Origin of the sequence: Pedobacter cryoconitis (assembly GCF_003259615.1) — a bacterium.
Classification (GTDB): Bacteria; Bacteroidota; Bacteroidia; order Sphingobacteriales; family Sphingobacteriaceae; genus Pedobacter; species Pedobacter cryoconitis.
The window spans coordinates 86,160-101,541 of the sequence record NZ_QLLR01000023.1; the positions used below are offsets into that span (position 1 = coordinate 86,160).

A 15,382-nucleotide genomic window follows, 5' to 3' on the forward strand; every position below is an offset into this window, starting at 1 on the left:
AGTTCTTCTGGATTAAGATAATAACTTAACATTCTTAGTTTTGCCTTTGTAGCCTGGAAAGTGATCCTTTTCCACCAACCGGTGAAACAACATTAATTTTACAACCTTACTTTCCCCGGCGGGACAGCAAATTTCTTCCTGAATGCATTGCTGAAATGCTGAACGGAAGAATAACCCAATTGAAAAGCTACAGCCTTTATAGGTATGCCCTCTAGCAGAAGCTGCTTAGCGTAGTTGAGTTTGTGGTCACTTAAATAACCAAATATGCTTTTGTCAAACAAGCCCTTAAATCCTTTTTTTAACTTAAATTCATTAATACCGCATACCTTTGCCAGTTGTGAAATAGAGGGTGGTTGCTGGATGTTCTGAATCAGGTAATCTCTGGCATGATAGATACAATCTTTATCATATGCAGATTGTAGGGGCGAATTTTCATTTTTAAAAACACCACTTTCAAAAGCTTCGGCCTGAAGCACAAGCAATTCTGTACATTTTGACTCGATAAATAAGAGTCGTAGTCCTTCTGTATAAGTACAATTGAGGATTTCCTGCATACAATTTTGCATAGCCCAGGAGATCGGCAGGTTCTGTTCGGCCATTTGTGAATAACGGCCAGCATCCAGATGGTCAGCTAGAACCTGCAGCGCCCTGGTGGAATTTTCGGCAAGTTGTAGAAATTTGTCCCTAGCAAAATGGACCTCAAAGAAGCGGTAATTACTGTCCATATCATATTCACCTGTACCATCCAGTTCTGGCATGTAAATGATGTTTTGCTGATTGGAACTAAAGATATAGTACTGCTTGTTCACTGCATTATATATGGTCCCATTGCCAGATAAAGTAAAGCGCAATTTAACCATATCCGGCAGATCGTTAGTCGGCCTGAAATAGATTTGACGCTGTTTGAATGAAATGTCGCCGTATACGATATAAAGATCCGGAGTATTGATTTGCCAGAGTTCAGCATCACTAAAAGAAAAATGGTATCTGTCCCTGCTTTCTTTAACGAATTGCCCCTGATTAGAAAAAGGCTCAAAATTCCCACCTACCTTTTTCAAGGCCTCATAATCCTTACCAACATTAATTGCCATAAAGGCAATAATGATAAAAAAAATGGATGTTTTCTATAAAGATTTTCAAAAATTACATTTTCTTGTAAAAGAAAATCCGTTTTGTGTAAATCTCCGGAGTAGCTATTTCTCACTTTTGTGAATTAAAAAAGCTCAAGGGAAATTGAGACCATTGATAGAATTTATCTGGAAAGAGATTTAGAAAGCAAAACATGGAAGAGCAGATATATTTTAAAGAAACAAGTACGCATGCAAGTAGTCCTGATGACATACCAGGCAAAAAAATGGAGCGTGAAGTTTCACCTTCTTGCCGTACCATGATTTCCAAAACTGTGGATCAGCTGAGATTGGCCGACCATTCTTTGGTGTTAGAAATTGGCTTTAAAAGCAGGGAATACCTTCCGTTTCTTTTTCAAAAAGTGATAGGGATTGGTTATTATGGAAACAATATTTCTGAGACAGTGGTACTCGGGGCCCTGTCCGCCCCCGCCTTAAAAATAAATGAAGGTACTGCCCAATTTAGTCTGGCAAAAGAAAATGGTACATTAGATATTGGAAATGATTTTTTTGATGGTTGCTTTACGGTAAATACCATTTATTTCTGGAAAGACCCAGTAGCCCATTTAAAGGAAATATATCGTGTGTTACGACCTGGAGGAAAACTTAGCCTGGCTTTTATGGAAAAAAATATTGGGGTAGACCTGCCTTGGACGCGCTCTGATTTTACTTTTTACGATACTAATGAGGTGAAAACTTTTTTCAGCAAAGTAGGTTTCGTAGATGTTGAAGTGAAACAAATGACCGAAGAGATCACTGGTCAGAATGGGAAAGGGATCGTAAGGCCTTTTGTAAATGTATTTGGAAGGAAGTAAGTAAGAGAAATAGTAAAACTGCGATGAGGAATTCCAATAGCAACTCCAGTTCCGCCTGAGTTTTTTGTATTGTTGTTAATCTCACTTAGGTGACGAAAATTACTGATGAAGCCGGGCAACAAAAAATAAAATAGTGGTATAGCTGGTTTTTTCTGAATTTTTGACAGTCGTAATCTGAAAGATTTTCATGAAAATTGTAATTTTTTCAGCTTGTATAGGTGAAAAAGCATTTGGCATTTCAGTTGTTGCAATCTTATCGAACACAAGTTCATTAGTTTAATTAATTATAGTTTTAATCATTAAATTAAATTAAGGAGGAAAAACCCATGACATTGGTTAAATTTAATCCAGAAAACAAGAGAAATTCATTGATGCCAGGCTTTAATGATGTATTTGATTCCGTCTTTAATGATACTTTTTTTGCTGATCGTATGGTTAGCAGGGTGCCCGCAGCTAATATCAGTGAAACAAAAGATCATTATCATGTTGAATTAGCTACTCCCGGACTTAAAAAGGAAGATTTTAAATTAAACCTCGAGAGAAATATATTGAATATTTCCGTGGAGAAACGTAAAGAAGAAAAACAGGAAGAAAGAAATTTTTCTAAGCGGGAATATAGCTATAGTTCTTTTGTTCGCTCATTTACCTTGCCTGAAAGCGCTAATGAAAATGGTATTCAGGCCACCTATAATGATGGTATTCTAAAAATTGATATTCCAAAAAGAGAAGAAGCAAAGACAGTAAGCCGTCAAATAGAAATTAAATAAGTTTTTCAAAAATTTACTGCAGAGCTACCGTCAGGTAGCTCTTTTTTTATTTATTATGGAAAACTCTCTAATTGGACTTTAATTCAAAAATGTCGTATTTTACAAGGTATATTATCAACCTGTTTTATAACTTCCTGATGAAGCTGTTTATTAAATAATCATAATGAAAAACATCCTGAGATGATAAATAGCTTACTTGATAGCATACAAAATTTGATTACGCTAAGCCCGGCCGAGAGAGACACCGTATCATCTTTATTTAAGGTAAAGACTTATAAAAAGGGAGAATTTTTTTTGGAGGAGGGACGAGTTTGCAAACAAGTTGGATTTGTTACAAAGGGATTAATGCGCTACTATATTAATCACGATGGTGAGGAAAAAACATACGACTTTTCTCAGGAAAATGAATACGTATGTAATTATGAAAGTTTTCTTCCTCAAAAACCATCTTCTAAAATTATACAGGCGCTGGAAGATAGCGATCTTTTAGTTATTTCGCATAATGACTTGCAGTTACTATATGCGAACATCCGTGAAGGAGAACGTTTTGGCAGAATTGCAATTGAGGCCGTCTTTTTAAAATTACTACAGGAGCTTAGCTCATTTTATACACAAACACCTGAACTTCGTTATGAAAGGTTTTTAAAAAACCACGCAGACTTGCAACAAAGGATTTCCCAATACCATGTAGCTTCTTACGTTGGTGTAAAACCCCAGTCTTTAAGCCGGATCCGTAAAAGAATCTCAACCCAATTTTGATTTGTTAACCTGGGTGCATTAATGCAAGTTGCTATCCTGATAATTTTGTGTCATCATTTAAATAAAATATCATGACAACAAAAATTTCTTATGCAATTGCATTTTTAACAGGACTGGGAATGATTTTTCTAGGGGTTCGCTTTTTTCTATCTCCAGAAGTGGCCACTGCCGGATTCGGCATTCACTTTAATGCAGGAGGAGATTATTCCTTTCATCATATAAAAGGTATCAGAGATATATTTTCGGGCCTGGTTATTTGCGCATTTGTGCTGATGAAAGAGAGGCGGGTTTTAGGTGTGACCTTATTAGCAGGAACGATAATACCTGTTAATGATATGATTGTCGTTCTGAGTAAAAGCAATAACAGTATTCTCCCAGCAATGCCGCACATTATTGCCATCATCATTTGCGCTATATCCGGAATAATTTTATTGATAACCAGACTCAAAAATAGAGCTCCGAAAGCAAAGGGATATATTAAAGTTATCAGTTCAGCAGATACAAATAAGGATAGTATTATTGAATTCAATATTGTGCCCAGTGAAAAAACGCCGTGGCACTACCATACACTTTTTTCGGAGACTTTTGAAGTACTAAGCGGTACTTTAGAATTTGGTCATAACAATGAAATTCAGCAATTGAATAAATGCGACATTGCAACAATAAAGCCTAATGAGAAACACTATTTCCATAACGTGTCAAATGACGAATGTTTAATCAAAGTGACTGTGAGCCCGGGCAATAAAAACTTTGAAAATGCACTTTTGATCTCAAAAGGACTAGCAATAGATGGCTTGGCAAGCGATGCAGGAACGCCAAAGAAATTATCAGATTTAGCAATTTTTGTTTATTTAAACAATTCGAGAATGGTGGGATTACAAAAAATTGCTGAGCCGATTTTTAATTTTATTACCAGAGTCGCTATTAAAAATGGGCGTCTGAATGAATTAATGCAGAAATATTGTAATCCAGAGATTTAAATAAACACTAACGAATTGTGACCCCACAACCCCTGTTTACAGAAGTAAAGAGGGGTTTTCGCACGTGGTTACCTGGATTTTTCATATATCTTTCAGCTGTCTTAAATTGAAAAAAGGTCAGTAGTTTTAAAACTTTGCAGGTATTTCATAGGCTTTTTGCCAATCCAGAAGCATTACAACGAATATCAGCTCATTCAATTAACCAATAATAGCCATCAATATAATGCTTATTTATTTGTAACAAAACAGCAAAGTGAATATTTGGAAAAGAAAATCATAGAGATTGATCACGTTGGGTTTCATAGACCTTCGATTAACAATGACCGATAGTAATTTAAATAAACATTGATACCTTATCTATGGTTTTCCAATTTCAAGTACCATCCGGGCGCAGATATATCCTTTCAAAAATGGACAGGTCACATTGTATGCGCTATAGTGCTGGCCTTAAAAAAAATGCTTGTTAATTTTTCGGTTGTATGGGCAATTTTAACAAAGGTTATTTGCATAAATAATAAATCAATGATATGAGAATACAAATCGAAAACTTCAAAAAACTACATCATTTAGAAAAACCTTTGCTTATTGGAAATATATGGGATGTTCAAAGTGCACTGATTTTTCAAAAACTAGGTTACAAGGCAATTGGGACTTCAAGCGCGGCTATTGCAAATTCTTTGGGTTATGAAGATGGACAGAATATACCTTTTAACGAATATCTCTTTGTAATTAAAAGAATATTGGAAAGCACTACATTGCCATTAACCGTTGATTTAGAAGCAGGATATGGAAGTGACGTAAAGGTGATTTTTGAAAATATTTCTAAATTGTCCCAATTAGGGGTTGTTGGAATTAATTTGGAGGATTCTATAATGGTGGACGGTATAAGGAGGATAGAAGATTTAACTAAATTCTCTTTTAAACTTGAGCAATTAGTTCAGATGCTTAATAAAAGCAAAATTGAGATTTTTATTAATGTGAGGTGTGATGTTTTTTTACTGGGATTAGATAATGCCTTAGTCGAAACTATTGAAAGAGTCAAAGTATACGAAAACAAATCTGTCAATGGTATTTTTCTGCCTGGTATTACGAATGAAAAAGATATTGCATCTATTGTGGAAAGTACCTCATTACCTGTCAACGTAATGTGTATGCCAGATTTACCTGATTTTGATAAGCTGAGAGAACTTGGAGTAAAAAGAATTAGTATGGGCAATTTTGCAAATGCTTTTTTATATCAAAAATTGCAGGAGGCTGCTACTTCATTTATTAGTAATAATAATTTTTCGATCTTGTTTTAATATGGAGCTGACCCACGAAATCATGTACCAGGCTTCCTTAGATAAGGACATTTCTTTCGAAGGCATTTTTTATACGGCGGTAAAGACTACAGGCATTTTTTGCCGTCCATCATGTACGGCTAGAAAACCTAAAAGGGAGAATGTTGAATTCCTGAAGACTGTGAAAGATTGCATAACAAAAGGATATAGGCCTTGTAAGATTTGTTGTCCATTAGAAAAATTAAATGAAACTCCATCTTACATAACGGAATTGATTAACGAATTAATCAAAGATCCCAGCATAAAGTTTAAAGATTGTGATTTAGTAAAAAGGGGGGTGGAACCGAATAAAGTAAGAAGATGGTTTCTAAAAAGTCACAAAATCACTTTCCATGCTTATCAAAGAATGTTCCGGATAAATTCAGCGTTCAAAAAAATAAGGAATGGTGATTCTGTTACTAAAACTGCATTTGATTCCGGTTTCGATTCATTGAGTGGATTTGGAGATTCCTTTAAAAGTATTTTCGGGACTTCCCCTAAAAATAGTAAAAGCAAAACGGTTATTGATTTTACAAGAATTGAAACCCCCTTGGGAACCATGTGTGTTTGTGCTGTCGAAGATGGTATCTGTCTGCTGGAATTTACAGATAGAAGAATGTTAGAAACGGAGTTTAAGATGCTTTCAGAAAAGTTAAATGCTATAATAATTCAGGGCAGCAACAAGCATTTTCGTGTATTGGAGGATCAACTTAATGAGTATTTTTCAGGTTCCAGAAAAGAATTTTCAGTTCCTCTTGTTACTCCCGGTACATTGTTTCAGAACAAAGTTTGGAAAACTTTGCAAGAAGTTCCCTTTGGTTCAACGATATCTTATGGAGAATTGGCAGATATTATGAATAATTCTCAAGCAGTAAGGGCAGTTGCCAACGCAAATGGAATGAATAAAATTGCTATTTTGATTCCTTGTCATCGCGTAATTGGAGCTGATGGGAAACTCACTGGTTATGGTGGTGGACTTTGGAGAAAGCAATATTTAATCGAGTTAGAACAGCAAACATAATTAAAAGTACCAGGGGCTGGGTACATTTTCAAAACGCCACTGATCTCTTGTTTAAAGGAATATCTGTCCACCACAAAGACCCTGCGATGAAATACCGGGTGAGTATAATATTTATAATAACTGTCGTTCATATCCGCCTGAACCGATAATTCCTATATTCATAACTCAATATTTTATTAGTGTTCTGGTTTTTATTTATACGATAACATCTTCCTTAGGGTTCGGCTGGCCTTTACCTGTAACGATGAGGCTACGCAAGCTATTGTTGATATAGCTGCTCCAGGCATCAAAGCAAATATTATAACATTCATATTCGGGAACCAAACCCCAGTGTGTAAAGTGAACCTGCGTCATATTTTCCTTTTCAGAGATTTCAAACTCGATTGTTGTGTTAGTCCACTCCGTCTTATCCTCCGTAAAATTAAAATAGTTGTCCAGAACCAGCCAAACGACTTTTTTGTCTGGTATAATTTCTATTAATTTCATGGTACACTTGTGTAAGTCCTTTACCTGATAAATAAACTCATCGTTGAGCTGGTCTGTATCGCCTTCAATATTTTCTGACCACCATCCACGAACATTGTTGATGGCGTTGAATACTGCATTCGAAGTTTGATCTACCGAAAATGTAGTATTAAAATCTTGTGTCGTCATTTTGTTGATTTTTTAGTTGGATAATTTGTTATTTAATAAGGTTTCTAACTTTTTCACTTTCGATGTCCAGAACTCGTCAAAGTGCGAGATCCAGGCCTGGAGTTCTTCAAAGCCTTCCTTTTTCAGCGTGCAATACCGTTCCCGGCCAATGTCATGAATAGAAATAAACCCCGCATTACAAAGTATTTTAATATGCTTTGAAACTGCGGGACGACTCATCTCAAAATTATCTGCCAGGCCATTGATTGTCAAACTATCGGCTGAGAGCAGCATCAACATTTTTCTCCTGCTCGGATCGCCGATCACCTGGAATGCGTCAAGCGTTGGTATTGCCATTGTGTGCAGAGTTTATACGTTCATCAATTTTGTGCATATTTTTAAGCCAGCCATCATTTAAAGCATTGAGCATACTTAGGTTTTCTTTTTTCGAGAAGCCGCTGTGTTCTAAGAATAGGTCGGTGCCCTTATCCTTAGGTTCCAGTTTCCATATGACTACTGAATCAAGCGTAATCTCGCCCTTACCAGGGCCACTCTTCCATGAATAAGAAATCTTTTTAAAGGGAACGACCTCTAATACCTTGCAGTAGAAGATTCCGTCAAAATCGAGGACCGGTATTGGGTTTGTTCTGAATTGAAAATCAAACCCTACTATAGGCTGAAAATCATTTTTCATGAGCCATTGTTCCATCAGTTCAGATTTCGTCAGATATTCCCAAACAGTCTCAATTGAATGAGGGAAGAAAAATTGGTGTTTAATAATTTTCGCCATAATGAGTAACTTATAAGTTACTCAAATATATAAGTAACTTGTGGGTTACGCAAATGTTTTTTCAAAAAAAATGAAACTACTATTGGGGCTGGCTATAAAGGCTAAGCAATTTTACAATGCTACCTAATGAAGTGATGGAGTCAGGCTTAAATTTAACGCTATTCCCGCGGCGGGAAATTTTTCCAAAAAGGGACCCATGAACGTTTATGTCGATAGTGACACATTTTTCGATGTGTGGTTGGATGATGACAATCAAATCGAAACAAAAGGATCACAAGTGGAACATACATCCGTTAATTCTGCACAACCGTATGAACTGAAATACCTGGCAGACAAGCTAGGAGTGAGCACACAGACAATCGTTGGAGCAAAAAGAGCTACTGGTTCAAATGACAGAGCTGATATAGAAAAGTATATTAAAGGAAAAAAAGCAAAATAGTAATGAATCTCTTTATAATAATCGCATTTATAAAGCGTTTAATATTCGAGAGCGTTAATTTAGATAGGCGGTGAAGAGTCGGAGGACTGTTCACCGCTTTCTTTTTATTCACCTTTATTTTCCTTGGGTATCTCTCTGACAACATCTTTTGGTTTCTTGTCGTATCTAAAACCTAAAAATGTTGCTGGCTTGCGTATGCGTCCCGACTTTGTCCAGGTTGCAAACTCGAAATTGGCAACCAGCTGCGGTTTAACCCAGTGAGTAAGGGCACCTTTTGTATCTAGTACCTGATTTACAAATGGGGATTTGTCTGTTTCTAACGCCTTTAATTTCCAAAATTCCAGGCATGTCTTTTAGTTGTAACCGCCTTTCACTAAATTTCAGTACAGGATTTTTTGAGACAAGTGATTTTAATAATTCTTTTCTCTTTACCAGTGGCATACCCATTAAATCGTGCCCATCTAACCATAACAAGCCGAAGACACAATACTGGATAGGGGACTCATGCCCATTGTACAACTGTATTATATCAAAATCCGGCTTACCTTCGCTGGTAAATACAATAACTCTATTGCCATATAAATGCATTTGATAATCTTTCATGTTGGCTAATTTGAACTTAGGGATGAGAAAATGGAACTTGTCTGCTTCTTCTACTGCTTCCAGGTCTTCTGCTTTTAAATAGCAGGATTGGATTTCTGCGACATCACTTTTGAATCCCATGCGGAAGTAGTCATTCATTTTCTTGTCCTTGATCAATTTCCAGTAATATTGATAGGCAGTTTGGGTTTTACTCAGGAGTGTTTTTTGGTCTAGCTTGCTCAGATCCTGGCTATCGTCGGTGCCTAAAAGTTTATAGGGTACCTCTGCCTGGAAGGTGATGGTATATTCGTAAAAGTTTTTACCGGCCCCTGGGAAGGTGTGGCCGTCAGCGGAAGTGGCTTTAGTATGGTTGAATACCATTTTTTGGTTTTTGTAGGCGTTGATCCGATCAGCTTCTTTGCGTGCGAACAGTTTGATATTTAAGTAGGTTTCTGCTGTTAATTTCTTTAGGCTTCCTTCATCTGCTCCTGTGTTTTGCGGATATAGCCGATAAGTAAATGTCTGTGCTCCAGAATGGTTAATGTAGGGGTTCAAGCATACAGGACTTGACACGCCTCCATCTTCAAAATGTCTGTAAACGGGTACATCATTGATTAAGATTTCGTAATAGCATTCTTTTGGGCTAATCGAGAAATAGTATTCATAGCCCTGTGAACCGGGCTGAACAGACTTAACTTCTTTTTGTATATAGTTCTGTGCGGTAATTTTTTCTGGATTGGAGTCGGTAATGGGCACTTTTACTGGGATTGGAGCCTTACGGGCTGGGGGTGTTTGTTGTCCGCAGCTGATTTGGGCAGGACTTAAAAAAGAGAACAGCATCAGTAGGTTTTTCATGTGTAGTTGTTTATGCTTTTTGAAATTAAACTTTTTGCCTGGTATTTACTGATCAATTATGGGTTACAGATTGTTTCCATTGGTGTCAATGACTTGTATTACACCTAGTCGCGCTTTTCTGAATGCGCTAATACGGTACTGAACTCTTCCAATGCTGAAGCACCTGACTGAGCTGGTATTTTATTAATCTGGAGCGCCAATTTGGTCAAATTGTGTTGCATAAGCTATCATGGCTGATAAGTTTGCCAGATCGTAATATTTTTTCTTCAGGTAGCCCGCTTCAACTTCATTCCATTGCTGCTCGCCAATGTTAGCTAAGTAATAGGAGAGGATCGATGCTGTTCCCCAATGCTGGTCATTAATGCCATGATACTTTTTATAAATGGGATCTATTGAGTTTGCCGCGAATGCGATTATTTTAGCTATTTGAGGGGCTGTAAACTCGCTTTCTTTTCGGTTATCAATTAAATTGATACAGTAAAGCAAAATGTTTCTTGCCAGGATTACGTCGCTTTTGTTGGTTTTAGCTGCGATGAAATTTAAGATTGCTGTTCTGATTTCAAGATCGCCGTCTGGCTTTTTTATAAATAAGATGCTCCCCAGTTTTTCAAAGCTATCGATATTCTTGTATTTTTTATCTAATATATAGTTCAGCAAATATTCGTCCTTTGCGTAACCGTACTTTTCTACCAAATCAAATAAGTATCCTTTGTTTTTTGAGTTTAGTAATAAGTTCCTGGAGCCCATGTCTTTATTAAACAGGTAGTTGTTTAAGTGGTAAGTTAGGGCTTTATCTATATTTGGTTCTGCATCCCCAAAGTGATCGAATATGTAAATGAAGTTTTTTTGCCTGACTGCTACAGGAGCTGGTCCCTCATCAGTTGATAAAAGTACATCATCGAATTTTGCGGGTTTAACATCAATATGGTAAATGTCATGTGTTGTTTGCTCAAAATCAGTGGAAGAGGGAAATTTGTAATGATGTTCGCTCAAGATGGCATAAGCGTTTTCTGAATACAGTCGCGTGATACTGTCGGAATAGTTCATTCCATCATTCGGCTGTTGCGTTAAGTTAGCCGTTTTTACATGACTTGCATGTTCACCAGATGGTTTTTGCTGGCATCCATAGGCTAACACAAGTAATAAAGGGTATACAAATTGACTTTTTTTCATGTTTAAAATACTACTTAGCTGGTTTTTTATTGAAATGCTTGTCTTTATTTTCTAATTACCCCATTGGCCCTGAAAATGGAGTCTTTATAACTCTTTTTTAAAAGATAAATTCGTTCTCCTTTAAACCTTCGCTTCTGTTGTTCCCCATTTTGTATCTGAATGGAGGTAATCGTATCGGTGCTGAATCCTGCTTTTTGAAATACCAGCTCACCAGAAATATCATGGAGTTTATCTAGCTCAAAATATCCCGTGCTATCGGTTAGCGTTTTCTCGTTTTCATGTAAGGCGGTAACGGTCACACGGGGTAGGGGCTTGTTGTCCAAACCATAGACATATCCGGTATACTTTTCTACCTTACAACACGGTAATAGCAGTATTAAAAAAATCATTCTTTTCATGTGCCAGCGCGTTTACAGTAATTATTTTTCTTTGACTGGATGTATGTGTGGTTTATAAGCTCCGGAAAAAATCTCAACTTTAGACGAGTTTAAGACATATTCCTGATGGTTGCCGCGAAGCATGATTTTAGCTACATCATTATCCTGGTCTAGTTTTAGTATTAAGGTAGCTTCTTTGTTTTTTCCGGCAAAAATGGTTTGAAATGCTTTGAAGATATCTTTATTGTTAAAAGTTATCTCAAAATTATAGCTCTTTTTTTTATTCTGTACCAGGAAGCTAATTGTTTTTGGAACAGCCCTTGCTTGAAGATCATTTGTGCCGTTTTTATATTCCCGGTACAAAAACTCCTTTTCGGCGTTAAACATAGCCAATTCATAACCACTGACCATCATATCCGGATTGGCTTCAAGTGCACATTTCCATAAATATTTGCTGCGGTATTTTTCTGCTTTACCAAAAGGGATGGGAAAGGTGAGGTCGGGCTGATAGCTTTTAACATATCGGTCCCTTGTACTTCCTGCACCAAAGTTATTCATGGCTGCAAAATCATCCCAGTCAACTTCGGTTTCTTTAGCCTGGAAGTATCCAAGCTCTACCTGTTGCGACATGGATTTGATCCACATAATCACCCCTCCTCCAGGAGTTACGCCGACAATCAGGTCATTGAACCTTTCATATTTGGCCGCCTCGTAATTGGCCATTCCAGAACCATAGGTAAGCCATATTTTATCAAAATACTGCTTCAGCTGTTCTGCTGGTAGTTTAAAAATACCTTTGTAAAATTTATTCTCTGAAATTGAAAACCACTGGACGTTTAAACGATTTGGAATTGCATGGTATTCATTATTCAATACGGCACCTGTAGTGATGGTCCAATTGTTATTTTCCATTGTTAAAAATTGGAGATCTTCTTTCCCCGCTGTAAAATGACTGCCTGCATTTTCGGACAGATAACCTGGAAAACTATTCAGACTGACTGAATAATAGTAATCTCCGTTCTCATTTTTATTGCTTGGCCAGATTTCATTAGGTCTGTTATATTCTTCCTTGTCCAGTTTGATCTGTTCTGTATCGCTTGTTTTCTTTGTGTTTTGACAAGCTTCTATTTGCAAGACTAAAAGAATAAGTAGTAGGATATACTTTCTTGAATTTTCCATTTAGCTGCGTTAATCTTTGTTGGTGTTGTGAGCTTCAATAAACATGCCTAATATGTAAATTTATTTCTCCACTGTTTTAATTTCGAGGATTATTTCTCAGGTGGATCAAGCCCATTACTATTAAAATAATTCAATAATAACTGACTTAACTGGGATAAAAAATAAACGTGCTTTTGATGGCTTTTAGACATGCTTCTTAGATGAAATATCCCATCTGGGATGTTGGGTTTTGGTTTCTGTTGTCCTTTGTATTCGATTCCGGTTGCAATTGGGCACCGGTTGTAAATTTTAGTTCAGATGTGCTGCCGGTGACCTGGAGCCAGGTTTGGTTTTGAATGTGATTGCTATCTGTTTTCCATCAATGGAAATTCTACAGATAATAGGGGCATAGCCGTTGATGTCAGCTTTTGATTTACGGTGCCAAAAAAGAATGGACAGGTTTTGGTTACTTTTCATTTCTCAATCTGTTAAAGTTAAAAACTTGCTTATGGCTGGATGCCCGGTAACAGCTTGCTCTTTAATAATCTGGAGTCAAATGAATCTTTTTGACTGGTGCCCAAACTTAGCAATTAGAACCGGGCACCATTCAGATTGGTTTCTGTTGGTATGAAATGACTTATTATTTTTTGAAAACGCCTTTGAAAAAACATTTTAAACAGAAAAGGCGCAATTTCTTGCGCCTTTCGTGATCCCGCTGGGATAATAACCTAATATTCCAAGTAGTACTAAATGAGCAAGTTATGAATAATATTCGATCGTCATTTCAATGTGGGCACCAAATTAGGTACCAGTTATTTTGATACGGTTTGACCAATTTTAAAGAACAATTTGTTTATGTAATATACTGATTGCTAGTTTAAACCGCAAATATTATCTTATATATTTTTGCTTAAATTAATCTCTATGAAGTTCAATTTATAGTTGATTTAACTGTAATACGTTACTGTAACTAATTAATTTTAGGTACTACCTAGTAGATTGTCAAGATCAACAATTTTTCATTTCCAATTTTGTACCATCAAGTTTAAATATACAGAATATGGCAATATTGGAATTTATCACTAAAGAAGATCTTGAAAAGTTTAAATTAGAGCTGTTTGTAGAACTTAGAAGACCTGGGCAAAAGTTACATAAGCAAAGCGAGCAAAAGGAATGGTTGAAAAGTTATGAGGTTCGAAAGCTTTTAAGTATATCGCCTGGAACGTTGCAGAGTTTGAGAAATAATGGCGCTCTAAAGTTTAATAAAGTAGGAGGGCTTATTTACTACAAATATGAAGATGTGGTCACATTAGTTGAAGGCAAAAATGGGAGAGGTAGATAAGGAGCAGACAACTTTCAATATCTGTAATTTTTCAGGTGTGTTTCGGTCGAAACCAGAAGGAGTGAGTAACTTATTGTTAATAACTTGCATAATTATTCCATTAAAGGCTTTTGAAAACTTTTTAAATTGCGTTTCAGTTCTTTACATGAAAATTAATAATAATGGTTTATGAAAAACACTTACGAGCAAGGAGAGGCATTTGAAACTTTATCGTACAATTTAGTACAAGAGGCGTTAAATAATTTCAAATTTGGCTTACTTCCATCATGCTGTAAAGTATTTAAAAAACAGCCATATTATTCTGCTACAAGAGAAAAGAATATCGTTTTTGATATTAGCTTGGAAGTTTGGCCTGAAGGTGCCGAACGAAGAACACTTCTTTATTTAATTGAATGTAAAGATTACAGAACTCATAAAGTTCCAATTGATGATGTGGAAGAGTTTTGGGCAAAAGCTTCTCAAGTTTCTGATATGGGAGTTAAACCTGTGATGATTACTACGAGTACTTTTCAAAGGGGAGCTTATATTTTTGCAAAGAATAAAGGTATTATGCTTATCGAGGTTGATGAGAAATTGAATACAAACCCAATAAATTTATTATTATAAAGCATTTATCAACTTAATGGGGTATTTGAATAGAATCTCCGAAGTGATTTTTTTGATTTTTATCAATTAATAGAGGTGAATTAGAAAGTTTTAGTATATGTCTGAATATCTTCTTAATTAAAAGCAAATTAGCCATAGGGGCTACTATGGTAGTGTAAATCGAACTCTAAATAGAGCCGCCGAAGGCTTTGATTCTATCCCCAAATTTAATATGTAATTGTTGCATTGTCAATCCCCAATTTCTGATTGGCATGGTCCATTTTTTAGATATCTCCTTTACAACCATAAACATAAGCTTCATTAAGGCTAAATCGGAGGTAAAAGCACCTTTGTGAACGGCAATCATGAATGCAGGGTTTTTGGCAATTAGGAATACATAACATTCGGCAAGAATGCTACATAGAAAATGGCAAGAATGAATGCATAGTCCGTTTCAAAAGTAATGCAATAATTTTAAGATTCAAAGAACGTTTGCCTGTTCTCCAAACGATGGCTTTCTCCAGTTAGATTAATGATTTCGCATCGAAAAAGAAGTCTATCAAGAAGCGCAGTGGCGATCACCTCATCATCTAACATTTTTGCCCATTCAGTAGGTTTTTTATTGGTTGTAATGACAATTGATGTTGATTCGTAGATCTG

General features: G+C 36.3%; 19 protein-coding genes and 1 pseudogene. 9 read left to right on the plus strand and 11 right to left on the minus strand.

Going from position 1 to position 15,382, the window contains the following annotated elements; translation table 11 throughout:
- Positions 1-98: 98 nt before the first annotated feature.
- The gene (locus LY11_RS18995) at positions 99-1,091 is read right to left on the minus strand and encodes a helix-turn-helix transcriptional regulator (RefSeq protein WP_111635222.1); all 993 of its coding nucleotides are present in this window, start codon (positions 1,089-1,091) and stop codon (positions 99-101) included.
- A gap of 191 nt (positions 1,092-1,282) precedes the next feature.
- Here LY11_RS18995 and LY11_RS19000 point away from each other — a divergent pair, with 191 nt between their 5' ends.
- From LY11_RS19000 to LY11_RS27245, 6 genes are all read left to right on the plus strand, one after another.
- Entirely contained in the window at positions 1,283-1,942 is a 660-nt protein-coding gene (locus tag LY11_RS19000; protein ID WP_111635223.1) for a class I SAM-dependent methyltransferase, read from the plus strand.
- Between the two features lie 326 nt (positions 1,943-2,268).
- Positions 2,269-2,709, plus strand: a complete 441-nt coding sequence (locus LY11_RS19005) for an Hsp20/alpha crystallin family protein (RefSeq protein ID WP_111635224.1) — start codon at positions 2,269-2,271, stop codon at positions 2,707-2,709.
- Positions 2,710-2,889: 180 nt separating this feature from the next.
- Positions 2,890-3,468, plus strand: a complete 579-nt coding sequence (locus LY11_RS19010) for a Crp/Fnr family transcriptional regulator (protein ID WP_111635225.1) — start codon at positions 2,890-2,892, stop codon at positions 3,466-3,468.
- A 71-nt stretch (positions 3,469-3,539) separates the two neighbouring features.
- Positions 3,540-4,448, plus strand: a complete 909-nt coding sequence (locus tag LY11_RS26760) for a DUF4267 domain-containing protein (protein WP_170132723.1) — start codon at positions 3,540-3,542, stop codon at positions 4,446-4,448.
- A 527-nt stretch (positions 4,449-4,975) separates the two neighbouring features.
- The gene (locus tag LY11_RS19020; protein WP_111635226.1) at positions 4,976-5,749 is read left to right on the plus strand and encodes an isocitrate lyase/PEP mutase family protein; all 774 of its coding nucleotides are present in this window, start codon (positions 4,976-4,978) and stop codon (positions 5,747-5,749) included.
- 1 nt (position 5,750) lies between these two features.
- Entirely contained in the window at positions 5,751-6,788 is a 1,038-nt protein-coding gene (locus tag LY11_RS27245; protein WP_111635227.1) for a bifunctional transcriptional activator/DNA repair enzyme AdaA, read from the plus strand.
- 195 nt (positions 6,789-6,983) lie between these two features.
- Here LY11_RS27245 and LY11_RS19030 read toward each other — a convergent pair whose 3' ends face one another.
- The 3 genes from LY11_RS19030 to LY11_RS19040 are packed head-to-tail and all read right to left on the minus strand — an operon-like array spanning position 6,984 to position 8,211.
- Positions 6,984-7,442, minus strand: a complete 459-nt coding sequence (locus LY11_RS19030; RefSeq protein ID WP_111635228.1) for an SRPBCC family protein — start codon at positions 7,440-7,442, stop codon at positions 6,984-6,986.
- A gap of 12 nt (positions 7,443-7,454) precedes the next feature.
- The gene (locus tag LY11_RS19035) at positions 7,455-7,778 is read right to left on the minus strand and encodes an ArsR/SmtB family transcription factor (RefSeq protein ID WP_111635229.1); all 324 of its coding nucleotides are present in this window, start codon (positions 7,776-7,778) and stop codon (positions 7,455-7,457) included.
- Positions 7,759-8,211, minus strand: a complete 453-nt coding sequence (locus LY11_RS19040) for an SRPBCC family protein (RefSeq protein ID WP_111635230.1) — start codon at positions 8,209-8,211, stop codon at positions 7,759-7,761. The genes LY11_RS19035 and LY11_RS19040 overlap by 20 nt, the downstream gene beginning before the upstream one ends.
- A gap of 196 nt (positions 8,212-8,407) precedes the next feature.
- Between LY11_RS19040 and LY11_RS19045 the strand changes: the two genes are divergently transcribed.
- A complete protein-coding gene (locus tag LY11_RS19045) occupies positions 8,408-8,650 on the plus strand; it encodes a DUF3606 domain-containing protein (RefSeq protein WP_111635231.1) in 243 nt (80 codons plus the stop codon).
- A 104-nt stretch (positions 8,651-8,754) separates the two neighbouring features.
- Here the strand turns inward: LY11_RS19045 and LY11_RS27315 are convergent, their stop codons facing one another.
- From LY11_RS27315 to LY11_RS19070, 5 genes are all read right to left on the minus strand, one after another.
- A complete protein-coding gene (locus LY11_RS27315; RefSeq protein ID WP_111635244.1) occupies positions 8,755-8,994 on the minus strand; it encodes an ATP dependent DNA ligase in 240 nt (79 codons plus the stop codon).
- Complete coding sequence (locus tag LY11_RS19055) at positions 8,900-10,087, minus strand: DNA ligase-like domain-containing protein (protein WP_111635232.1); 1,188 nt, start codon at positions 10,085-10,087, stop codon at positions 8,900-8,902. The genes LY11_RS27315 and LY11_RS19055 overlap by 95 nt, the downstream gene beginning before the upstream one ends.
- Positions 10,088-10,270: 183 nt before the next feature.
- Positions 10,271-11,260 carry a hypothetical protein gene (locus LY11_RS19060; protein ID WP_111635233.1) on the minus strand — a complete coding sequence of 330 codons (990 nt, stop codon included), beginning with the start codon at positions 11,258-11,260 and terminating at the stop codon, positions 10,271-10,273.
- Positions 11,261-11,304: 44 nt separating this feature from the next.
- Positions 11,305-11,658: a carboxypeptidase-like regulatory domain-containing protein gene (locus tag LY11_RS19065; protein WP_111635234.1), complete on the minus strand. Its 354-nt coding sequence runs from the start codon at positions 11,656-11,658 to the stop codon at positions 11,305-11,307.
- A gap of 21 nt (positions 11,659-11,679) precedes the next feature.
- Entirely contained in the window at positions 11,680-12,816 is a 1,137-nt protein-coding gene (locus tag LY11_RS19070) for a DUF2931 family protein (RefSeq protein WP_111635235.1), read from the minus strand.
- A gap of 1,039 nt (positions 12,817-13,855) precedes the next feature.
- Between LY11_RS19070 and LY11_RS19075 the strand changes: the two genes are divergently transcribed.
- Together LY11_RS19075 and LY11_RS19080 are read left to right on the plus strand one after the other, a co-directional pair.
- Positions 13,856-14,137: a helix-turn-helix domain-containing protein gene (locus LY11_RS19075; RefSeq protein WP_111635236.1), complete on the plus strand. Its 282-nt coding sequence runs from the start codon at positions 13,856-13,858 to the stop codon at positions 14,135-14,137.
- Between the two features lie 168 nt (positions 14,138-14,305).
- Positions 14,306-14,743, plus strand: coding sequence for a restriction endonuclease (locus LY11_RS19080; RefSeq protein WP_111635237.1), 438 nt, complete (start codon positions 14,306-14,308; stop codon positions 14,741-14,743).
- 166 nt (positions 14,744-14,909) lie between these two features.
- Here the strand turns inward: LY11_RS19080 and LY11_RS27380 are convergent.
- Positions 14,910-15,074 (minus strand): annotated as a pseudogene (locus tag LY11_RS27380) (IS256 family transposase); the annotation flags it as partial.
- Positions 15,075-15,196: 122 nt separating this feature from the next.
- On the minus strand, positions 15,197-15,382 hold a 186-nt coding region (locus tag LY11_RS19090), incomplete at its 5' end, for an ATP-binding protein (RefSeq protein WP_170132724.1).